Origin of the sequence: Streptomyces triticirhizae (assembly GCF_003696235.1) — a bacterium.
In the GTDB taxonomy this organism is placed as follows: Bacteria; Actinomycetota; Actinomycetes; order Streptomycetales; family Streptomycetaceae; genus Streptomyces; species Streptomyces triticirhizae.
This window is the reverse complement of record NZ_RFFJ01000047.1, coordinates 1-21279: the sequence shown is the minus strand read 5'-3', so window position 1 is coordinate 21279 and position 21279 is coordinate 1. Positions and strand designations below refer to the sequence as shown.

Annotated in this window: 16 protein-coding genes; 7 read left to right on the top strand and 9 right to left on the bottom strand. The window is 74.4% G+C overall.

The annotated features are described in order from the left end of the window. The first annotated feature begins 97 nt into the window (after positions 1-97). Positions 98-4579 carry a DUF6531 domain-containing protein gene (locus EBN88_RS11320; protein ID WP_147472707.1) on the top strand — a complete coding sequence of 1494 codons (4482 nt, stop codon included), beginning with the start codon at positions 98-100 and terminating at the stop codon, positions 4577-4579. Between the two features lies 1 nt (position 4580). Beyond that, positions 4581-4889, top strand: coding sequence for a hypothetical protein (locus EBN88_RS11315; RefSeq protein ID WP_122183700.1), 309 nt, complete (start codon positions 4581-4583; stop codon positions 4887-4889). Between the two features lie 79 nt (positions 4890-4968). On the opposite strand, the gene EBN88_RS11310 is transcribed toward EBN88_RS11315, so the two are convergent. After that, positions 4969-5664, bottom strand: coding sequence for a TetR/AcrR family transcriptional regulator (locus EBN88_RS11310; RefSeq protein WP_122183699.1), 696 nt, complete (start codon positions 5662-5664; stop codon positions 4969-4971). Positions 5665-5861: 197 nt separating this feature from the next. Between EBN88_RS11310 and EBN88_RS11305 the strand changes: the two genes are divergently transcribed. Continuing rightward, entirely contained in the window at positions 5862-7388 is a 1527-nt protein-coding gene (locus tag EBN88_RS11305; protein WP_267902549.1) for an MDR family MFS transporter, read from the top strand. 45 nt (positions 7389-7433) lie between these two features. On the opposite strand, the gene EBN88_RS11300 is transcribed toward EBN88_RS11305, so the two are convergent. Next, complete coding sequence (locus tag EBN88_RS11300; RefSeq protein ID WP_122183712.1) at positions 7434-8150, bottom strand: class I SAM-dependent methyltransferase; 717 nt, start codon at positions 8148-8150, stop codon at positions 7434-7436. 150 nt (positions 8151-8300) lie between these two features. On the opposite strand from EBN88_RS11300, the gene EBN88_RS11295 reads away from it, so the two are divergent. The 3 genes from EBN88_RS11295 to EBN88_RS11285 all read left to right on the top strand — a co-directional run bounded on the left by EBN88_RS11295 (position 8301) and on the right by EBN88_RS11285 (position 11296). After that, positions 8301-9488 carry a cation diffusion facilitator family transporter gene (locus tag EBN88_RS11295; protein ID WP_199742322.1) on the top strand — a complete coding sequence of 396 codons (1188 nt, stop codon included), beginning with the start codon at positions 8301-8303 and terminating at the stop codon, positions 9486-9488. Between the two features lie 63 nt (positions 9489-9551). After that, positions 9552-9908, top strand: a complete 357-nt coding sequence (locus tag EBN88_RS11290) for an ArsR/SmtB family transcription factor (protein ID WP_122183697.1) — start codon at positions 9552-9554, stop codon at positions 9906-9908. A gap of 239 nt (positions 9909-10147) precedes the next feature. Then, entirely contained in the window at positions 10148-11296 is a 1149-nt protein-coding gene (locus EBN88_RS11285; protein ID WP_122183696.1) for a CobW family GTP-binding protein, read from the top strand. On the opposite strand, the gene EBN88_RS11280 is transcribed toward EBN88_RS11285, so the two are convergent. After that, on the bottom strand, positions 11293-12153 hold the full coding sequence (locus EBN88_RS11280) for an AraC family transcriptional regulator (protein ID WP_122183695.1): 861 nt from the start codon (positions 12151-12153) through the stop codon (positions 11293-11295). The genes EBN88_RS11285 and EBN88_RS11280 overlap by 4 nt on opposite strands. A gap of 75 nt (positions 12154-12228) precedes the next feature. Here EBN88_RS11280 and EBN88_RS11275 point away from each other — a divergent pair, with 75 nt between their 5' ends. Further along, the gene (locus EBN88_RS11275) at positions 12229-13071 is read left to right on the top strand and encodes an alpha/beta fold hydrolase (protein WP_122183694.1); all 843 of its coding nucleotides are present in this window, start codon (positions 12229-12231) and stop codon (positions 13069-13071) included. A gap of 42 nt (positions 13072-13113) precedes the next feature. Here the strand turns inward: EBN88_RS11275 and EBN88_RS11270 are convergent, their stop codons facing one another. The 6 genes from EBN88_RS11270 to EBN88_RS11245 form a co-directional block, all read right to left on the bottom strand. Beyond that, positions 13114-14787, bottom strand: a complete 1674-nt coding sequence (locus EBN88_RS11270; protein WP_122183693.1) for an amino acid ABC transporter ATP-binding/permease protein — start codon at positions 14785-14787, stop codon at positions 13114-13116. Beyond that, a complete protein-coding gene (locus tag EBN88_RS11265) occupies positions 14784-16589 on the bottom strand; it encodes an ABC transporter ATP-binding protein/permease (protein WP_122183692.1) in 1806 nt (601 codons plus the stop codon). Before EBN88_RS11265 ends, EBN88_RS11270 begins: the two co-directional genes overlap by 4 nt. Before the next feature lie 9 nt (positions 16590-16598). Then, entirely contained in the window at positions 16599-17612 is a 1014-nt protein-coding gene (locus EBN88_RS11260; RefSeq protein WP_122183691.1) for an ABC transporter substrate-binding protein, read from the bottom strand. Next, positions 17609-18409, bottom strand: a complete 801-nt coding sequence (locus tag EBN88_RS11255; RefSeq protein ID WP_122183690.1) for an ABC transporter ATP-binding protein — start codon at positions 18407-18409, stop codon at positions 17609-17611. Before EBN88_RS11255 ends, EBN88_RS11260 begins: the two co-directional genes overlap by 4 nt. Next, positions 18406-19482 (bottom strand): FecCD family ABC transporter permease, encoded by a 1077-nt coding sequence (locus EBN88_RS11250; RefSeq protein ID WP_199742321.1) that lies wholly within the window; start codon positions 19480-19482, stop codon positions 18406-18408. Before EBN88_RS11250 ends, EBN88_RS11255 begins: the two co-directional genes overlap by 4 nt. A gap of 254 nt (positions 19483-19736) precedes the next feature. Next, positions 19737-21279: FAD-dependent oxidoreductase (locus EBN88_RS11245; RefSeq protein WP_122183689.1), on the bottom strand; the 1543-nt coding region annotated here is incomplete at its 5' end.

Below are 21279 nucleotides of genomic sequence, written 5' to 3'. Positions count from 1 at the left end.
CCGCAGCCCAGGACGAACTGACCGCAACCACACTCGCCTGTCTGACGTCGTTCATGCATGTCGGCGTCTGTGTGAGAGCGATGTAGGGGGTCCTGTGATGCGTCCGAGCGACTGGTCTCCGGTGGACATGGACCGGGACCCGACGCCTGGGGACCCGGATGAGGTTCGCGAACTCGCGGACGATCTCCAGGAGTTCGCGGACGATGTGGGTGAGGCGCTGGGGAAGATCCGGGGTCTGGCCTCGGAGCGCGCGGTGTTGGACTGGGCGGGTCTGTCGGCGGACGCGTTCCGTTCCGAGTTCGAGGGCGTGCCGGACAATCTGACCAAGCTGGAGGACTCCTACTCCCTCTGCGCGCAGGCGCTGCACGCCTACTGGCCCAAGCTCCAGACCGCGCAGGGGATGGCGGACCGGGCGTTGGACCGGGCGATCTCGGCCCAGGCGGATCTGGCATCGGCGCAGGCGGCGTTGGGGGACGCGCAGGACTGGGTGGGGCGGGCCGGCGAGGAGGCCGAACGCCTCCAACGGGAAGGCGAACGCGACAACGTCGAGCCGCCGGACGAGAACGACGTCCGCGCCGCCGCCCGCGACCAACAGGCCGCCGAGGCCGCGGCCGGCGCAGCGCAGTCCCGGGTCAACGACGCCGAGGAACGCCTCGCCGCCGCCCGCCAACTCGCCCTGGACGCACAGGAGATGCGCGAGGAGGCCGCCCGGGTCTGCGCGCAGGGCGTCGAGGAGGCGAGCGACGCCGGCATCCAGAACCGGAAGTGGTGGCAGAAGGCCATCAAGTGGGTCACCGACAACTGGGACACCATCGTCGCCGTCTGCAAGGTCATCGTCGCGGTGCTGGGCATCGTCGTGATGATCATCGGCGGCCCGCTGGCCTGGGTCGTCCTCGCCGCCGCCCTCGTCGTCCTCGCCGACACGTTGATCAAATACGCACGCGGCGAAGCCGGCCTGCTCGACGTCGCGTTCGCGGCCTTGGACTGCATCCCCGGCATGAAGGGCCTGACCACCCTCGGCGGACTCGCCCGAGGAATGCGAGGGCTGGCCACCACGGGGCTGCGCGGACTGCGCCAGGGCGCCCTCGGGCTGGGACAGTCGCTGCGGCGGTTGGGACGCAGGGGCGGCGACCTCGTCTGCCGCACCGACCCGATCGACATGGCCACCGGCGAGGTCGTCATGGAGGCCACCGATGTCGAGCTACCGGGGGTGTTGCCGCTGGTGCTGCGTCGCCATCACCGCACGCGGCTGCGGCTGGGCCGCTACTTCGGTCCCTCGTGGTCTTCCACCCTCGACCAACGTCTGCTTCTCGACCCCGCCGGTCTGAGGTTCTTCACCGACGACGGCATGGTGCTGGACTACCCACGCCCATCGCACGACGAGCCGGTGCTGCCGGTGGAGGGGCCGCGGTGGCCGCTGACCTGGGACAGCACACGGCGGGGACCGTTGACGGTGCGCAATCCCGAAACGGGCCACACCTGGACGTTCGCGCCCGTGGCCGGTCACCCCGAGACGGAACTACCGCTCGTCGGCGTCAGCGACCGCAACGGCAACCAGATAGCGATCGAGCACGATGGCCAGGGTCAGCCCGCCATGGTCCGGCACAGCGGCGGCTATCACATCGGGGTGACGTGCCACGAGGGGCGAATCCTCGCACTGCGTCTGCTGAGCGCCCCGGACAGCCCCGCCCTCGCCCGCTATGCCTACGACGATCGGGGCAACCTGACCGAGGTGTGCGACGCCTCCGGCAGCCCGATGCGCCTCGGCTACGACGACCAGGGGCGCGTCAGCGAGTGGCGCGACCGCAACGGCTTCGGCTACGCGTACCACTACGACGAGCAGAGCCGGTGTGTGGGCACCACCGGCCCCGACGGCTACCTCAGCAGCCACGTCACCTACGACACGGAGCACCTGCGCACGGTCTTCACCGACTCCCTCGGACGCACCAGTGTCTATCAGTTTGACGACAGCTTCCGGCTCGAGAGCGAGACCGATCCGCTCGGTCATACCGTGCGGCACCGCTACGACCGCTACGACCGTCCGCTGGAGGTCACGGACTCGCTGGGCCGCAGCACTCGGTACGCGTACGACGACCAGGGTCGACTGACGCGGCTGACTCGACCCGACGGCTCAACGGTCCGCACGGAGTATGGGGAGTTGGGGCTTCCCGTCACCATCATCCAACCCAACGGCGAGGTGTGGCGGCAGGAGTACGACGCCGCCGGCAACCGCACCCTTCTCGTCGCGCCCGACGGCCGGCAGACCGCCTACCGCTACGACGCCTCCGGTGGGTTGCGGTCCATCGTCAACCCGGAGGGGCAGACGACGACGGTGCGCTGCGACGACGCGGGGTTGCCGGTGTTCCTCGCGGGACCCGAGGGCAACGAACTGCGCTGCGTTCGCGATGGGTTCGGCCGACCGAGCGTGATCGAGGACAGGACGGGCGCCCGAACTGTCACCGAGTGGAACGCCAGCGGGCGCCCTCTGCGCGTCGTGGACGCCCAGGGCGGCGTCCAGACCTACACATGGGACGACGAAGGCAACTGCCTTAGCTGGACCGACCAGGACGGGGCGAGCGTCCACTTCGAGTACGGGCCGTTCGACCTGCCCATCGCACGGACCGACCCGGATGGCAGCCGGACCCTGTTCGAACGGGACACCGAACTGCGCCTCACCCGCGTCACCAACGATCAGGGCCGGCAGTGGAACTACACATACGACGCGGCCGGACGGCTCATCCACGAGTCGGATTTCTACGGCCGTGAGGTGCGCTACGAACTCGACGCCGCGGGCCAGGTCATCCGAAGGACCAACTCGTTGGGTCAGTTCGTAGCCTTCCATCACGACGCGCTAGGCAACGTGGTGGAGAAGACGGTGGACGGCGCGACGACCGTGTTCACCCGCGATGCCGCCGGACGGGTGGTCCGCGCGGTGGGCCCGCACGGCGAGTTGGAGATCGAACGGGACCCCTTCGGGCGCGTCGTGTCCGAGGCGGTCAACGGCAAGGCAGTCCACACCAGCTATGACGCTGCCGGTCGCGTGGTTTTCCGGCGCACTCCTGCGGGCCACGAGAGCCACTGGTCCTACGACCAGGCCGGCCTGCCGCGCGAAGCTGTCATCGCTGGGCAGACGGTCACCTTCGAACGCGACGCCGCCTGGCGGGAGACGCATCGCCGTTTCGCGGCCGGAGCCCTCACGCTGGAGTCAGAGTGGGACGCCGCCGGCCAGTTGGTCGAGCGGACCGTACTGCGGGCCGGGACGCCGGTGCGCAGGCGCTCGTACACGTACCGTCCAAGCGGAAACCTGACCGCGGTCGGCGACCCGCTGACTGGGCACACCACCGACTACCAGCTCGACCCTGCCGGCCGGGTCACCGACGTCCTCTCGGCGGGGCACCGCGAGAAGTACCGCTACGCGCCACCGGACGACGCGCGGGGCGCGGCGGACTACACCGCGTTCCCGGCCGGGCGCCGGGAACGCGTCAACGGGGTGCATCACACCTATGACGCCGCCGGGCGCGTAGTGGCTCGGCGACAGAAGCGCCTCTCCCGCACGCCGGACACCTGGCAGTACGAGTGGGACGGCGAGGACCGGCTGACCCAGGTCACGACACCCGACGGGACGCGCTGGCGTTACCTCTACGACCCGTTCGGAAGGCGGCTGGCCAAGCAACGGCTCACGGACGACGGCCGGGTCGCCGAGGAGACGCGCTTTGTCTGGGCGGAGACCACGCTCGTCGAACAGACCACCGTTCATGGCGACACCTCGTCCCGAACGCTGAGTTGGGACTACGACGGGACAGTCCCGCTTACCCAGACCGAGATCAGTGACGATGAGAACGATCGACGCTTCTTCGCCATTGTCACCGACCTTGTGGGGACGCCGACCGAACTCTACGACGAGGCCGGAGGGAAGGTCTGGGAACGGAACGCCTCACTCTGGGGAGCGCCGCTCGGCGATGCCCCCGGAACCGGCTCAGTCGACATTCCGCTGGACTTCCCCGGCCAGTACCGTGATTGGGAGACCGGCTGGCACTACAATGTCCTCCGCTACTACGATCCGCTGACCGCGTGTTATGTCTCACCCGACCCCCTGGGGCTCGCGGCGGGACCGGACGACTACGCCTATGTGCCGAACCCGCTCACCTGGCTCGACCCGCTGGGTTTGGCGGCCTGCCCCATCATCGCTGACAACAGCCTTCTCGTGCAGGCGATGCGAGGCCACACAGGCGCGCTCGCCGAGGTCACCGGACGCCAGGTACACGTGACGCCGAACCAGTTGCACGAGTTTCTCAATGTGACCAGCGGCCTGAACGCCCGACGGAACTTCCTGGCAACACACGATATCCAGGTGATCACTGGTCAGGCGGCCAGAGACATCGTCGCGCACCCGGAATTCCGAACCGTCTTCGACGCCATCGCCCGCACACACGGCCGGCCGGACGCCGCGTTGGTAGCCTTCGCGCACGCCTCCGGGATGCAGGCCGTTACCATGGAGCGCCGCCTAACCAACTTCGTCACACAGAGCCTGAATCTGCCAGGTATCGACCTTTCCAACGCCTTGCGCAGGGTGATCTGAGATGAGCGCGTTCAACACGCTGGACACGGTGCTCACCTGTCCACACTGCGAGAACACACGTCAGACCGAGGTGGAGTTCAAGTTCGGTCTCCTGGACCAGCTGGCCTACCGGCTGGACGACCGGCTGGACTGGGGGGAGGGCGGGCACCGCTTCCCGAAGGAGCGTCCGCCGGGCGGTGACTACACCGGTGAGGGTTACGCGGTCTGTCCCGTCTGTGGCCGCGACTACTGGGTGGACATCGTCACCCGAAACGATGTCCTCTCCGAGGCCATCCCGAACCCCGACCGGCCGGGCTACCTGCCGGGGTAGTCGCTCACCGGACAGGCGTCGAGCGGGGGCCTCCGGGATGTCGGGGTGGCCGCGCGTGTGGGTCCGGCCGTAGGGGGCGTCAGTCGCCGGCGGCGGGGACGGGGGTGTGGGTGATGCCGTTGACGAGCACGTCGAAGCCCCAGCGGAAGCGCTCCTCCGTGGTGCCGCCGACCAGGGCGGGCAGGTGCGCGGCGATGGCCGGGTGCGTGGCCTCGCTCGCGGCGCCGAGCGCGCGGACGGTGGCGTTCCAGTCTTCCTCGGCGGCCGGGTCGCGCTCCCGCGTGGACTGCTCGGCGGCGGTCGCGGTCGCGTCCTGGAGCAGCTTGTCCACGCCCCAGGCGACCTGCTCGGGGGCGGCCCCGCTGCGGGAGAGCAGGTCGAGGAGGCGTTCCACCAGGAGCAGGTAGTTCTCCCCGCTCGGGCGGGCGACGAGCGCGGACCGCGCGAGCTGCGGGTGGGCGGCCAGCACCAGGGTGTACGACCTGATCACCGCGCGGAGCCGCTCCCGCCAGTCCTCGCCGCCGTCCCGCCCCGTCAGGTCGACCTCGCCGAGCAGCGCGTCCAGGACCTCGGCGTGCAGCTCGGCGGTGTTGGCGACATAGACGTACAGCGAGGCCGGGCCGGTGTTCAGCTCCTGGGCGAGGCGGCGCATCGTGACCTTCGCCAGGCCCTCCGCCCGCATGATCCTGACCGCTGTCTCCACGATCCACCGCCGGGACAGAGCGGGCTTCGCGGGGCGGTCGCGGCGGCTCACCGGCTCTCTTCTGGCGCTCATGCCCCCGATCGTAACGAACGTGTTCGTCGTCACCGCGTGACGAACTCGTTCGCGACGAACGCGTTCGTTAGCGTGGTCGAGGCAACTCCCACCACCGCACGGAAAGGGGTGATCCGCCATGGCGTCCCCCCACCCAACCCCTCCCGAAGCCGAAGCCCACAAGGTCCACGAAGCCCACCCCGGCCGAGGACGTCGAGGTGCCGAGGAACGTTCGCTGGGTCCTGCTCGGCGTGCTGCTCGCCCTGCTGCTCTCCCTGCTGGACGGAATGATCGTCGGCACCGCGATGCCCACCGTCGTCGCCGACCTGGGCGGCCTCGACCACATGGCGTGGGTCGTCACCGGCTACACCCTGGCCACCGCCTGCTCAACTCCGGTGTGGGGGAAGCTCGGTGACCTCTTCGACCGCAAGGCGATGTTCCTGGCCTCGATCGGGCTGTTCCTGGCGGCCTCTGTGCTGTGCGGTGCGGCGCCGTCGATGGGCTGGCTCATCGCGTTCCGCGTCCTCCAGGGCCTGGGCGCCGGCGGCATGGGCGCCGGCGCGTTCGCCCTCATCGGCGTGCTGCTGCCGCCGCGCGAGCGGGGCCGCTACCAGGGCATGGTCGCCGCCGTCATGGCGGTCGGCCAGCTCGGCGGGCCGCTGGTCGGCGGCTTCGTCACCGGCCACCTCGGCTGGCGGTGGGCCTTCTACATCAACGTGCCCGTCGGCCTGGTCTGCGTCGCCTGGTGCTGGATCACGCTGCGCGTGCCCGCGCCGAGCCGGCGGGGCGGGGCCACCATCGACGGGTGGGGCATCGCGTTCCTCACCGGGGCGATCTCCACGTTCGTCATGGCCGCGACCTGGGCGGGCAGCACCTACGCCTGGGGCTCGTGGCAGATCGTCGGCCTGGGCGCGGTCGCGTTGGGCCTGCTCGCCGCGTTCGTCGCCACCGAACGGCGCGTCGCCGAGCCGCTGATGCCCCCGCGCGTCTACCGGGGGCACCGCAACTTCCCGCTCGCCGCCGTCCTGTTGACGGTCACCGGCGTGACGCTGTTCGGCGCCACCCTCTATCTGCCCCTATACCAGCAGGTCGTCCAGTCCGCCTCCGCGTCCCACTCGGGCCTGCTCCTGCTGCCGATGATGATCGCCACGCTGGTCACGTCGAACATCGCGGGCCGGGTCATGACGGCCACCGGCCGCTACAAGGTCTTCCCCGTCACCGGCGCGCTGCTCCTCGTCGTCGGCATGGGCCTGCTGTCCACCATGGGCACCGACACCTCACGCCTCGCGACCTCCGCGTACATGGCCGTCGTCGGCGCGGGCACCGGGCTCACCCTCCAGATGTCCAACACCATCGCCCAGAACGCCGTGCGGCTCCGCGACATGGGCTCCGCCTCGGCCGCCACCCACCTCTTCCGCAACCTCGGCGGCTCCCTCGGCATCGCCGTCTTCGCCTCCCTCTTCGCCGGCTCCGTGGCCGGCGGCGCCGCCCTCGCGCCCGGCGAGGGCGGCGGCTCCGGCTCCGGTGGGGCGGCCGCCCTCTCCTCCACCGCCCACGCCGCATATGTCGCCGACGTGGCGCACGCGACCCATCTCATCTTCCTCACCGGGGCGTTGATCGCCCTGGCCGCGCTCCTCGCGGCGGTGTTCATCGAGGAGGTCCCGCTGCGCGGCAAGCCCGGCGCGAAAGCGGAGGACGCGGCCGCCGACCCCGGCGCGAAGCCCGAGGGAGCGGCCGTCGCCTGAGGTGTCGCGTCCGAAGGACACCTCCCCGGCGCGCCGCCGGCCCGTTCAGGTCAGTTCGGCGACCAGGGCGTAGCGCTCATCGTTGACCGGCCCGCCCCAGAGGGCCTCGTCCCCGGCGAGGTCCTCCACCCGCAGCGCGCCAACCAACGGGCGGACGGCCGGGGCGAGTTCGTCGGCGGCGACGCCATGCTGCCAGGGCAGGGCCTCGGCGCCGGGCACATACGGCGCCCCGCTCTGCCCGGCCTGGCGCCAGCGCCCCTCGACGAGAACGAGCCTGCCGCCCGGGCGCAGCCGGCCGACCCACTCCCGCAACGCGGCGGCCGGATCGGGCAGCGTCCAGACCAGGTGGCGGACGATCACGGCGTCGAACCGCCCCTCCCCGACGGGCGGTTGGGCGGCGTCGCCGACGAGGAAGCGGCCCTCGCGGCCGGCCGCCGCGAACTTCGCCCGGGCCGCCGCCACCATGCGCGGCGCGAGATCGACGCCGGTGACGCGGTGGCCCGCCTCGGCCAGCAGCAGGCTCAGCGATCCGGTGCCGCAGCCGACGTCCAGCACCTCGGACGGCGGCGCGGCGGACAGCGGCGCGGACGGCGCGGCGGACAGCGGCGCGGACGGCGCGGCGGACGGCGGTATCCAGTCGGCGAGCCGGCGGGCCCAGGCCTCGCGGGTGCGGGGCGCCAGGAGGCCGTGGTCCGGCTCGCCGTCGAAGTCGGCGGCGGCCGCGTCCCAGTAGGCGGCGATGGACGAGGTGAGCGCGGTCATGGCGCCGATCCTGCCAGCCGCCACCGACATCGGGCCTTCGGCGACCGGACGCGCGGTGCGTCCCCTGCGGTGGGGCGCCCGGCACGCTCCTGCCACCGTCCCGCAGGTGACAGTTGCAAGCGTGCGCTCTTAAGCACATAATCCCCTCGCGTGCCGCGGCGGACCCGCGTCCGCGCCCCGACAACCGAGGAGGCCAGGAACGTGCCGATGGACCACTCCGCGCCCGGCGACAAGAACGCGCGCCCCGCGCCCCGGAACCACCCTCACCATCGGGACCACGACCACAAGGACCACGGGGACCACGGGGACCACCTCGGGCCCCGCCACGGCCGGTCCCTCCGGCACCGGCTCGTCCACCTGGTGCGGCCGCACGCGCACGACGCGTCGGAGGCGATCCGGACGGCCGAGGAGGCCAGCCGGGAGGGCATCCGCGCGGCCTGGATCGGGCTGGCCGGCATGGGGATCACCGCCCTCCTCCAGGTCGTCATCGTCGCGCTCAGCGGCTCCATGGCGCTGCTGGCCGACACCCTCCACAACCTCGGGCACCTGGTGACGACGATCCCCCTCGTCATCGCCTTCCGCCTGGGCCGGCGCGCCCCCACCGCGACGCACCCCTTCGGCTACCGCCGCGCCGAGGACCTCGCGGGCCTGCTCATCGCGGCGGTCATCGCGCTCTCGGCCGCCCTGATCATCCGGGAGTCGATCGACGCCCTCCTCAACCCGCGCCCCCTCACCCATCTCGGTTGGGTCCTCGCCGCCGGCGTCGTCGGCGCGGCCGGCAACGAGCTGGTCGCGATCCACCGCATCCGCGTCGGGCGGCGCATCGGCTCCGCCGCGCTGGTCGCCGAGGGCCACCACGCCCGCGCCGACGGCCTGACCTCCCTCGCGGTCGTCCTGGGCGCCGTCGGCGTCTGGCTCGGCTTCGACCAGGCCGACGCCGTCATCGGCCTGTTGATCGCCGTGGCCGTCCTGGCCGTCCTCGTCTCCTCCGCCCGCACCGTCGTCCGCCGCCTCATGGACGGCGTCGAGCCGGGACTCGTCGAGGGCATCCACCGCGCGGCCGCGGCCGTGCCCGGGGTCGAGTACGCGGCGAACGTCAGGGCGCGGTGGAGCGGCCACCGTCTGGAGGCGCACGTCACCATCGGCGTGCACGCCGACCTCACCGTCGCCGAGGGCCACGACCTCGCCCAACGGACCCACCACCGACTCCTCCACGCGATCCCGCACCTGGAGAGCGTGGCCGTCCACGTCCACCCGACGCGCGACGGCGCCACCCCCGCCGACGCGCACCAACTCACCGCGCACCACGCCGACCCCGGGGCGCGACGCGGCCCGTGAGACGGCGAACGGCTCGGGCGGCCCGACTGGACAGGTCCCGGCCGCCCCCCGCACCCTGTGCGCATGAACGCACCGACGCACCCGAGTGCGGCGACCGGCGCCCACCCCCGGGAGCCTGGCCCCGAACAGTACGCCCGCGCCGCCGAGGTGCTCACCCTGCTCGCCGACCGCACCCGTCTCGTCCTGCTCCACACCCTCAGCTCAGGCGAGGCCGACGTCACCGCGCTGACGGCCGCCTCCGGCGCCGCCCGCCCCGCCGTCAGCCAGCACCTCGCCAAGCTCCGCCTCGGCGGCCTGGTCAGCACCCGCAAGGAGGGACGCCGCGTCGTCTACGCCCTGCGCAACCGCCATATCGCGCGGCTGGTCGCCGAGGCGCTCGGGCACGCCGACCACGACCTGACCGAGTCGGGCCCCCGCTGACGGAACGGCGCGGACGGATCTCGCGGACGCGGAGCGGACGACCGGAGCGGACAACCGAAGCGAACGACCGGAGCGGACAACCGGAGCGGACAACCCGCTAGATGAAAACGGTTCCCATTTTGGTACGGTGGTCTCCGCTCGGTCCCACCGTCCCGAAAGAGGTCACGTCCCATGCGGCCCAACGTCCAACCCGCCCACGGCCCGGCCGACTTCGCCCGCCCGGAACGAGGTGAGGCACGGTGACGCTGCCCGTGGTGATCGTCGCGGGGCTGCACGCCGACGCCCGGCGCGCGACGGTCGACGCACTGCTGCGCGCCGTGCCCGGCGCCGTGGCGCTCCACCACGACCTCGACGCCGCGCCCGACGGCACCGTCGGGCGCGAGCTGCGCGACCGGGACGGGACCGTGTCCGTCGGACGGGCCCCGCTGGTCAACGACTGCGCCTGCTGCGCGCTCCGCGAGGACCTGCTGCCCGAGCTGGAACGGCTCGCCGACGCCCCGGAGTTGACCCGGCTGGCCGTCGTCGAGCTGTGGGACTCGGTGGAGCCGGCGTCCATCGCGCGGCTGCTCGCCGCCCAGGACGAACGGCGGCTGTCGTTGGTCGGCGTCGTCACCGCCGTCGACCCGGCGCTGGTGCTGCCCGCCCTGGCCACCGGCGACGACCTCGCCGAGGTCGGCCTGTCCGCCGCGCTCGGCGACAACCGGACGGTGGGCGACACGTTCGCGCGCCAGCTGGAGTACGCGCCCGTGCTGGCCCTGGTCGAGGGCGAGACCCCGCCCGACGCCGCCGACCGGGCCCTGCTCGCCCAACTCCACCCGCTGGCCCGGGTCACCGGGCCGGCCGACCCCGCGTTCGCGCGCGTGGTCACCGCCGGGTTCGACGCGGCCGCGGCCGCCAGCCGGGTGGACCCCGCCACCGCGCTGCTCCCCCAGGAGGCCACGGCCGAGGGCGTGACCACCCATGTCTGGTCGGCCCGGCGCCCGTTCCACCCCGACCGGCTCCATGCCGCGCTCCCCGACCTGGCCCGCGCGGCGCTCCGCAGCCGGGGGCGGTTCTGGCTGGCGGACCGGTTCGACACCCTGCTCTCCTGGGACGCCACCGGCGGGGCGCTGTGCGTGGCGGGCCACGGGCGGTGGCTGGCCTCGCTGCCCGAGGCTGACTGGCCCGAGGTCCCGGCCGAACGCCGCGCCGCCGCCGCCGTGGACTGGGACCCGCTCCACGGCGACCGGGGCCAGCATCTGGTCTTCACCTCGCCGGACCTCGATGTGCCGGCGCTGCGCGCGCTGTTGGGGTCCTGCCTGCTCACGGACGCCGAGCACGCCAGGGGGCCGATGGTCTGGGCGTGCCGGGGCTCCGCCTTCGACGCCCTGTTGGACGCGGCGCCCTAACCCGCTGCCGGTGCGCGTCCGGGCGGCGTGCTGCCGGGCCAGGCCAGCGGGTCGACGGCCAGGAACGGCTCGTCGGCCACCGCCCCCGGGCGGACGCCGGTGAACGCCACGACCTCCCGGTGCAGATGGGACTGGTCGGCGAAGCCGGCGTCGGCCGCGATCCTGGCCACGTCGTGCCCGGCGAGCAGGCGGTGGGCGGCGTGGTCGAAGCGCACCAACCGCGCGGCGCGCTTGGGCGGCAGGCCGAGTTGGGAACGGAACCTGGACCACAGGCGTTTGCGGCTCCACCCGACCTCGGCGGCCAGCCCCTCGACCCGGGCGGCGCCCCCGCTGCGCACGATCCGCCGCCAGGCCCAGGCCACCTCCGGGTCCACGGCCTCCCCGTCCCGTCGCCTGCGGGCGAGCAGCGCGTCCGTCAGGGCGAACCGGTCCGGCCAGGACGGGGCCTCCGCGAGCCGTTCGCCGAGGCGGGACGCCTCCCGGCCCCACAGCTCGTCGAGGGTGACGATCCCGCCGTCGAGTTCGGCGGGCGGGACGCCCAGCACCGCTCCGGCGATCGTCGGGGAGAGGCGCACCTGCACGCACGCGACGTCCTCGCCCCGCGCCCAGACCCCGCCGTCGGCGCCAAGTCCCGGCCCGGCGACGAGACTTCCCCGCCACCGCCGCCCGGCGGCCCGGTCCACGACGGGCGAGCCGGCGCCGAACTCCACCAGCAGCATCACGGCCGGGTGCGGCACCAGGCGGATCGCGTCCAGGTCACGCACCCGGAACCCGGCCATGGTGACGCCGGCTACCCGGCTGGGCTCGGACGGGCACGCGACGCCCCAGGAGGCGGCGCCGTGCACAAAGGTTCGCACCTCTCCAGGCTAGCCGGGCCGTTCGGGGAACATTTGTCCAAGCCGGGGGCGGGCGCCGCCCGTCACCGTGGACCCATGACCACTTCTCACGACGTTCATGACGTGGACCTGGAGGACGGCACGCTCCGGGTGACCGAGGACGGCCCGCGCGAGGCGCCGGCGCTGCTGCTCGTGCACGGCTCGGCCTCCTCCCTGCGCTCCTGGGACGCGCTGGTTCCACCGCTGACCGGGGCCCACCGGGTGCTGCGCGTGGACCTCCTCGGGCACGGCCGGTCGGCCAAGCCGGACGACCGGAGCTATGCGATCCCCGACCAGGCGCGCCGGGTCGGCGAGGCGCTGGACCGGCTGGGCGTCGAACGCGCGGTCGTGGCCGGCCACTCCAGCGGGGGCGTGGTGGCCACCGCGCTGGCCGAGCGGCGGCCGGAGCTGGTGGCGGGGCTCGCGCTGATCAACACCGGGCCGGCCATGGACGCCTTCCTCGCCACGGACTCCGGGGCGGACTCCGGGTCGGACTCCGGGGGGCTCGACCCGGCGCGGTGGCCGCCGTCCGAGGAGCTGGTGCGCCGGTTCGCCGGCACCGGCTTCAGCCGGCCCGGCTTCGTGGTGCCGCCCGAACTCGTCGAGGACATGCGGGGGATGACGTTCCACTCCCTGACCGCCTCGATGGGCGGCACCACCGCGTATCTGACGGAACGGCCGCTCCCGGAGCGGCTGGTGGAGGTCGGCCGGCCGCTGCTGGTGCTCTACGGCGAGGAGGACCGGCGATGGCGGCCGGCGTCCTTCGCCGACTACCGGACGGTGCCGGGCGCCCGGGTGGTGCCGCTGCCCGGGCTTGGCCACTCCCCGCTTCTTGAGGACCCGGAACGGACCGCCGTTCCGCTGCTGGCCTTCACCGCCGGTCTGGCGCTGGAGGGGTGAGAACGCGCGGCGGGTCGGGCCGCCGGGCGCGGGCGCGGCCGGTCAGGTGGCGGCCGGTTCCGCCGGGCGGACCTGCCCGGCGCGCACCTCCCAGACCCGGTCGGCGGCCCGGAGGGTGGCGGGCCGGTGCGTCACCACCAGGGTGATCCGGTCCTCGGCGCGCACGCGGAGCGCGGCGGTGAGCGCGGCCTCGGCGTGCGCGTCGAGGTGCGTCAGCGTCTCGTCCAGGATCAGCACCCGGGGCTCCGGCAGCAGGGCGCGCGCCAGGGCGACGCGGGCCCGTTGGCCGCCGGAGAGGCCCCTGCCCCGCTCCCCCACCGGGGTCGCCAGGCCGAGCGGCAGCCCGGCGGCCGGATCGAGCAGGCCGGCGGCGGCCGCCACGGAACGCAGCCGCTCGGGCGGGGCTTCGGGCGCGGCCAGCAGGATGTTGTCGGCGACCGTGCCGGTCAGCAGGTCGACGCGCTGCGGCACGGCGGTGATCGCGGCCCGCAGGTCGGCGTCGGCCAGGTCGCGGAGGTCGACGCCGCCGAGCGTGACACGCCCGGCGTCGGGGTCCCACAGCCGCAGGGCGAGACTGACGCAGGTGGACTTGCCCCCGCCGGAAGGCCCGGTGAGGGCGACGACCTCTCCGGGGCGGGCGTCGAACCCGACGTCCGTCAGCACCTGGGGTCCCCCTGGCGTGTAGCGGAAACTCACGTGCTCGAAGACCAGGGAACCGAAGGCCGGCGGCACCGGGTTGGCGGGCGGGGTGGTGGCCGGCGGGGCGCCGAGCACCGCGTCGATCCGGGCGGCCGAGGCCAGCAGCGGACCCATGTTCCGCAGCAGCGAGGAGAGTTGACCGAGCGGGCCGAGGGCGACGGTGGCGAGGGTGAGGGTCACGGGAGCCAACGTCGGGTCGCCGGTCGAACCGGCGGCGGCGATGGCGAGAGCGGCGATGCCGGCCGCCGCGACGGCGAGGTCGGCGACGGCCGTCTCGACGCCGGTGACGGCGGCGAGCCGGCGTTGGGCGCGGCCGAGGGCGCGGGTGCCGGCGGCCAACGCGGCACGGCGCCGCTCCAGGGCGCCCGCCTCGGTCAACTCCCGCAGCCCCGCGACGGTCTCCACGACCTGGGCGTGCAGGTCGGCGTTGGCCGCCGTGAGTTCGGCGCCCCGCCGCGACGCCTGCCGGCCGGTGCACCACGGGAGGGCCACGACGACCAGCAGGGCGGGGCCCCACGCCAGCGGCAGCCAGGGGTCGAGGACCAGCGAGTACCAGGTGGTGACGACCAGCAACACGACGCTGACCAGTGCCTGGGCGGCGGTGTGCGCGTAGAGCCACTCCAGGGTCTCGACGTCGGCGAGGGCGACCGCGCTCAGGTCGCCGCTGTGCCGGGGGCGCGTCCGGGGCGGCAGCGCGCGGCGCAGTGCGGCGAAGACCCGCACGCGCAGGTCGGCCAGGACCCGGTAGGCGAGGTCGTGGGCGACATAGGACTCCCGCCAGCTGGTCAGCGCGCACAGCGCCGCCGTGAGCAGCAGCGCCGTCACGAGCGGGGCCAGGGCGGTCGGGTCGCCGCGCAGCGTCAGCGTCAGGAGCCAGGCGCCGAGCAGGCCGAGGGCCAGCACGCCCAGCTGGGTCAGCAGGCCGGCGGCCAGGGTCCACCAGAACGCGCCGCGATGCTGGGTGACCAGCGGCAACAGCCGCCACAGCGGGGCCAGTCGGGCCCGGATGGCGGTCATCGGCGCGCCTCCGCGCTCGTCCCGGCCACCCGTTCCCCGGCGTGGCCCGCCGCGTGCTCCCGCTCCGTGGCCCGGCCACGTTGGCGGTCGAGGAGCGCGCGGTAGGCGCCGCCGGGGCGGGCCAGCAGCGTGCCGGGGGCGTCGCACTCCACCACCCGGCCCCCGTCGAGCACGGCGACGAGGTCGGCGCGGCGGACGGCGGCGAGCCGGTGGGCGATGACGATCCGCGTGCGGCCGGCGAGTTCGGGCGCGGTGGACAGCGCCTCCAGCACCTCGGCCTCGGTCCCCGGGTCGAGGTGCGAGGTCGCCTCGTCGAGCACCAGCACCGGCGCGGTGGACAGGAACGCGCGGGCCAGGGCGACGCGTTGGCGCTGCCCGCCGGAGAGGGTGCTGCCGCGTTCGCCCAGGACGGTGGCGTAGCCGTCGGGCAGCGCGTGGACGAACGTGTGCGCCCCGGCCAGCCGGGCCGCACGGCGCACCTGGGCGTCGGTGGCCTCGGGCCTGGCCAGCCGGATGTTGTCGGCGACGCTGCCCTGGAAGAGGTAGGGGTCCTGGTGGACCACGGTCACGGTGGCGCGCAGCGCGGCCAGCCGGTACTCGGGCAGTGGCCGTCCGGCGAGCAGGACGCTTCCGGCGTCCGGATCGTGGTGGCGCGTCAGCAGCGCGGCCAGGGTGCTCTTTCCCGCGCCCGACGCGCCGACGACGCCGACCAGCGCGCCGGCCGGGCAGGGCAGCGCGGCCCCGTCGAGGGCCGGGTGCCCGGCGCCCCCGGGGTGGGTGAAGTGGACGTTCTCGAAGCGGACGTCGGGCACCCCCGCCGGCGCGGCGTGGGTGCCGTCGTCGGGCACGGAGGGCGTGGCCGCGAAGAGTTCCTCGATCCCGTCCACGGCGGTCAGCCCCTGGTAGCCGGCGTGCCAGGCGGCCGACAGGTCGGCGAGCGGCCGGAAGCACTCCCGACCGCACAGCAGGAAGAGGAACGCGCCGGCGGCCCCGAGGTCACCTGCGGTGGCGGCGGCCGCCACCACCGCCACGGTGACGGCGGTCCCGCCGTGCGGCGCCAGCGCGCTGATGCCGTGTTCGACGAGGGAGACACGCAGTTGGGCCATGGTCGCGCGGTGGAGCTGGTCGCCCCTGGCGGCCAGTCGGCGGCCGACCCGCTCGCCGGCGCCGAGCACCCGCAGCGTGGGGAGTGCCCCGGTCGCCTCCAGGTAGTCGGCGCCCAACCTGCCCCAGCCGGCCCAGCGTTCCCGTCCGCGCCGCAGCAGCGTGGCGTCCCAGAAGCGCGGCAGCACCACGCCGAGGGCCAGCGCGCAGCCGAGCGCCAGGGCGGCCGGTGGGTGAACGGTCGCCAGCCAGCCGACGATCGCGGCCGGCACCACGGCCACCACCAGCAGCTGGGGAAGGTAGCGCGTGTAGTAGGCGTCCAGCGCCTCGACTCCGGTGACCAGGGTGTGCTGCGCCTGCCCGGCGCGCGCGCCGGCGGCGTGTGCCGGCCCCAACGTCCCCAGCTGGAGGACCAGTTGGTCGCGCAGCCGGGCGCGGATCTCGGTACCGCACCACGCGCGCAGCGGTGCCTGGACCCGCAGCAGCGCGGCCCGCAGCAGCACGCATCCGCCGGCCCAGGCGAGCGCCGCGCCGGCCGGGCCGGCGCCGCCGCCCCCGGGAAAGAGGTGGGCCAGGGCGCGCGCCAGGGTGAGGGTCTGGGCCAGGTGGGTGGCGCTGACCAGCAGGCCGAGCAGGGCGCAGAGCGCCACGGGACGGACGGCCGAGCCGGCGAGGGCGATCAGGCGGCGGTGCAGCATGGGCCGGGATCAGAACGCGTCGGGGTGCAGGCCACGGGCGACGGCCTCGACGGCGCGGACGTTGCCGATGGTGCCGGGGAAGAGGTCGGCGCTGGAGACGGCGACGAGGCGGCCGTTCCGCACGGCCGAGAGGTCGGGCAGGTTGGCGTCGAGCCAGGCGCGGGTGGCCCGTTCGTGCTCCTCGTCGTGGACGCCGAAGACCAGCACCTCGGGGTCGCGGTGGGCGAGTTCCTCCCGGTTGATCTCGGCGGCGAAGAAGTCGGCGAAGGCCGCGTCGTCGGGCCCGAAGACGTTGTCGCCGCCCGCCCTGCGGACGATGTCGTACTCGACTCCCGCGCCGATGGCGGAGAGCCGTTCGCCCTCCACATAGATCTGGGCGACGGTGACCGGCGGCCGGCCGGCGACGCGTTCCTCGACGTCGTCGAGGACGGCCCGCTGGGCGTCGGCGAGTTCGGCCGACGCTTCGTCGACGTCCAGCACGCGGCCGAGCGTCCCCAGGTCGGTGAAGAGGTCGTCCACGGTGGCGGTCATGCGGCGCTCGGCGCAGCCGCCGCTGGCGATGTGGGCGGCCACGCCGGCGTCGGCGAGCTGGTCCAGGTCGGCGAAGCCCTGTTCGGCGGAGAACTCGTAGGAGGTCGGGGCCGTGACGAGGTCGGGGCCGGCGCGCAGCAGCACCTCGCGGGTGGGCGGGGCGTCCTCGCTGAGGACGGGTATGTCGGCGGCCAGGTCGCGCACGTCCTCGGGCAGCGGCGCGGTGGCGGTCTGCGCCTGGCCCACCATCCGGTCGGCGACGCCCAGGCGCAGCAGCAGTTCGGTCTGGGCGGGGCTGAGTCCCACGACGGCTGCGGGGGGCGCGTCGAGGGTGACCTCGCGCCCGCAGTTCGTGTAGGTGACGCCGTCCCCGGTCGGCGGTTCGGCGGCTGGCTCGGTGACGCCCGAGCCGCAGGCACCCAGCGTGAGCAGGGCGGTGGCGGCGAGGGCGGCGCGGAGGACGACGGGCGGTCGGCGGAGGGCGGTTGTCACGGGATGTGCTCCTGGTGCGGGGGAACGACGGGGGCGTCGTCCGAGAAGGCGATCAGCGGCCTGCCGTCCACGGGGTGGCGCAGCAGGTGGGCCCGGACGCCGAAGACGTCGTGGATCACCTCGGGGGTGAGGACGTCCTCGGGCGGCCCGAAGGCGGTGACGCGACCGTCGCGCAGCACGGCGATCACGTCGCAGTGCGCGGCGGCCAGGTTGAGGTCGTGCAGGGCGGCGACGGTGGTGACGCCCAAACCGCCGACCAGCCGCATGAGTTCGAGCTGGAAGGCGATGTCCAGGTGGTTCGTTGGCTCGTCCAACACCAGCACCTGGCTCTCCTGGACGAGGGCGCGGGCCAGCAGCACGCGCTGTCGTTCGCCGCCGGAGAGCGCGGCGAACGGCCGGTCGGCGAGGGCGGTCGCGCCCACGCGCTCCAACGCCCGTGTCACCAGGGCGAGGTCGCGGTCCGAGTCGCCGCCGAAGCCGCCGTGGTGCGGCAGCCGGCCCAGCAGCACGACGTCGATGACGTCGAGGTCGAAGTCGGCGCCGCTCTCCTGGGTCAGCACCGCGACCCGCCGGGCCACCTCGCGCGGCGGCAGCCGCCACGCGTCGTCGCCCGCCAGCCGGACGGTGCCGGAGTGGGGTCGCAGCACGCGGTAGAGGGCGCGCAACAGGGTGGACTTGCCGCTGCCGTTGGGGCCGACCAGCCCGAGGAAGCGGCCGGACTCCACCCGGAGGCTCGCCTCGTGGACGACGGTCCGGCCGCCGACGACGACGGACACCCGGTCGAGGACGACGTTCACCGCGGCATCCCCGCCCGTGCGGCGCGCCCGCGCCGGATCAGCCACAGGAAGCAGGGCGCGCCCACCACGGCGGTGACGATGCCCAGCGGGATCTCGGTGGGCGCGGCGACGGTGCGGGCCAGCAGGTCGGCGGCCATCAGGAAGAACGCGCCGGCCAGCACGGTGACCGGCAGCATCCTGCGGTGGTCGGCGCCGACCAGGATGCGGGCGGTGTGGGGAACGACCAGCCCGACGAAGCCGATGCCGCCGCTGACCGCCACCACCGCGCCGGTCAACAGGGAGGCCGCGACGATGAGTTGGCCGCGCAACCGGTGGACGGGCACGCCCAGCGCGGTGGCGGTCTCGTCGCCGGCGAGCAGGGCGTTGAGGGCGCGGGCGCGGGCCAGGGCGAAGAGGGAGACGGCCAGCAACGCCACGGCGGGGACGGCGAGTCGCTCCATGGAGGCGGCGGAGACGCTGCCCAGCAGGAAGAAGAGGACGCCGAAGACGTTCTGCGCCTCGGTGGTGAGGGTGAGATAGCTGGTCAGGGCGGAGAGCAGGGAGCCCAGCGCCACCCCGGTGAGGATCATGCGGGTGGGCGCGAGCATCCCGTGGTGGCGGGAGAGCAGCGCCACGGCGGCCGTGGCGGCCAGCGCGCCGAGGAACGCCGCGCCGCTGAGCGGCAGTCCGGCGACGGCGGCGGAGCCCAGGGTGATCACGGCGACGGCGCCGAGGCCGGCGCCGGCCGAGACGCCCAACACATAGGGCTCGGCGAGCGGGTTGCGGACGGCGGCCTGCATCAGGGCGCCGGCGAGGGCGAGTCCGGCGCCGGCGAGCCCCGCGAGGAGGGTGCGCGGCAGTCGGAACTGCCAGACCGCCTGGTCCTGGAGGCGGGTGAGCGAGCCATCGCTCATCCAGGGGGCCCCGGGCAGCAGGTGGCCCAGGATGACACGGCCGGCGTCGAGCGGCGACACCTCGGCGGGCCCGGTCGCGCCGGAGACGACCAGCACGGCCAGGATGCCGGTGCCGAGGGCGAGTTGGGTGAGCAGCGGCGCGCGGCGCGAGCGGCGGACCCCTCGGTCGAGGGCGGACAAGGGATGGCCTCCTTCGGCGGCCGGGACACGACCATGCCGAGATGAAAACGGGAACGGTTTTCATGACCGTATGTGGCGACCCGGCCGCCACGCAACGCGCGAGGGCGCTGCTGTGGCATTGATCACGGCCGATGACCAGCCAAGCCGCGCTCCGGGGCGCTGGACACGGGAGTTGGCCACGGGCCTTCGACAGGGTCAGGGATCAGGGGCGGGGACCACGCCTCACGCCGGCGACGACCTCGTGCCGGACGGCTTCAACGCCCCTGCCGCGCCGTCGTCTTCGGACGGCGCCCGGTCCCGGGCCATGCTCGCGGGCTCCCGTCGTCGCGCCGGCGCGCGGCCAGACCGGCGAGGGCGCGCAGCGCCCGGGTGCGCCCCCTCATGGGAACGGTCCACAGCGGGTGGCCGGCCAGGCCCCAGCGGGTCAGCAGGGCGTTGGCCGCCAACAGCCCCGTGGTGGTGGCGCGTTCCATCAGGGCCACCGGCAGGTCGCAGCGCACCAGGTCGCCGGCGAGCACGACGCGGGGGTCGGCGGTGGTCACGGCCGGGCGGTCGGCCCAGCCGCCGACGGGAAAGAGGGGACAGTCACCGCGCCACAGGTGTGCCTCTTCGCGCGCCACGGCGTCGGCCGTCTCCGGGTAGACGTCCGCCAGCCGGGCGCGCAGCTCGGCCTGGTGCGCGGCCCGGTCGACGGTCGGCGGCACGGCGTAGGAGTGCAACTCGACGACCGAGCCGCCGGTGCGCGCCGACCAGCGGGCGGCCTCGTCCTCCCAGCGTTCCAGCACGCTGACGTTGTCCAGCCCGCCGAAGCCGGCGGTGCCCAGGAAGCCGGGCCGGTCGGGGGCCACCGGCCGGTCCAGCCAGAGGCGGGAGACCAGGAACGGCGGCGCCGGCCGCAGCCGGGCGATCCGGGCCCGCCAGTCGGCGTCGCCGAGGGCGGGCGAGTTGGCCACCAGCCGGGTCAGGCCGGCGGTGTCCAGGGCCAGGACCACCGCGTCGAACCGTTCGGAGCCGCCGGCGGTGACCACCTCCACGCCGGCGCGTTCGACGGGGCGGACCGCGCGCGCCTCGGTGGCGGGGCGCAGCCGCGCGCCGCGCGCCGTCAGATGGGCGGCCAGCGGCTCCCAGATGGCCTGCGGGTAGGGGGCGCGCGGCACGTCGAAGAGGAGGCCCTCGCTGGAGCCGAGGAAGTAGATGTGGAACATCAACGCCATCTCGGCGGCGGAGAGTTGCTCGGGGTCGGCGAAGAAGCTGCGGGAGAAGACCTCGAACGCCAGGTGGCGGGCGGGCTCGGGGAAGCGGACCCGGTCCAGGAGCCGGCTGGCGCTGACGCCGTCGAGGCGCCGGTAGACCTCGGGCACCCGCACGTCGAGGAGGCCGAGCGCGGCCGGGATGTCGAGCCGGGCCAGCTCGCGGACCGGGAAGCTGGGGCTGAACGCGGCGAAGCCGAGGGCGTTCCACGGCGGGGTGCGCGGCAGCCGGGCGAAGCCGTCGCGGGCGCCGGCGCCGTGCCACAGCGGGTAGTCGGGCAGCGGGGTGAGCCCGGCGAGGGCGGGGTCGACGCGGCGCAGCAGCGCCCTGAGGTTGTAGTACTGGCGGAAGAAGGCGTGAAATCCCCGGCTCAGGGTGGCCGTCGAGCCGTCGCTGAGCCGGATCGGCCAGCCGGCGAGCCGGCCGCCGAGGACGGGCTCGCGCTCCAACAGGGTGACGCGGACGCCGCGTTCGGCGAGGGCGGTGGCGGCGGCCACGCCGGCGAGGCCGCCGCCGAGGACGGCGACGGCGGGCGGGCGGGCGCCG

Bases quoted from the DNA above. Each gene is read 5' to 3' on its own strand.
- EBN88_RS11320 (WP_147472707.1), top strand. From the start codon at position 98: ATGCGTCCGAGCGACTGGTCTCCGGTGGACATGGACCGGGACCCGACG.
- EBN88_RS11315 (WP_122183700.1), top strand. From the start codon at position 4,581: ATGAGCGCGTTCAACACGCTGGACACGGTGCTCACCTGTCCACACTGC.
- EBN88_RS11310 (WP_122183699.1), bottom strand. From the start codon at position 5,664: ATGAGCGCCAGAAGAGAGCCGGTGAGCCGCCGCGACCGCCCCGCGAAG.
- EBN88_RS11300 (WP_122183712.1), bottom strand. From the start codon at position 8,150: ATGACCGCGCTCACCTCGTCCATCGCCGCCTACTGGGACGCGGCCGCC.
- EBN88_RS11290 (WP_122183697.1), top strand. From the start codon at position 9,552: ATGAACGCACCGACGCACCCGAGTGCGGCGACCGGCGCCCACCCCCGG.
- EBN88_RS11275 (WP_122183694.1), top strand. From the start codon at position 12,229: ATGACCACTTCTCACGACGTTCATGACGTGGACCTGGAGGACGGCACG.
- EBN88_RS11270 (WP_122183693.1), bottom strand. From the start codon at position 14,787: ATGACCGCCATCCGGGCCCGACTGGCCCCGCTGTGGCGGCTGTTGCCG.
- EBN88_RS11265 (WP_122183692.1), bottom strand. From the start codon at position 16,589: ATGCTGCACCGCCGCCTGATCGCCCTCGCCGGCTCGGCCGTCCGTCCC.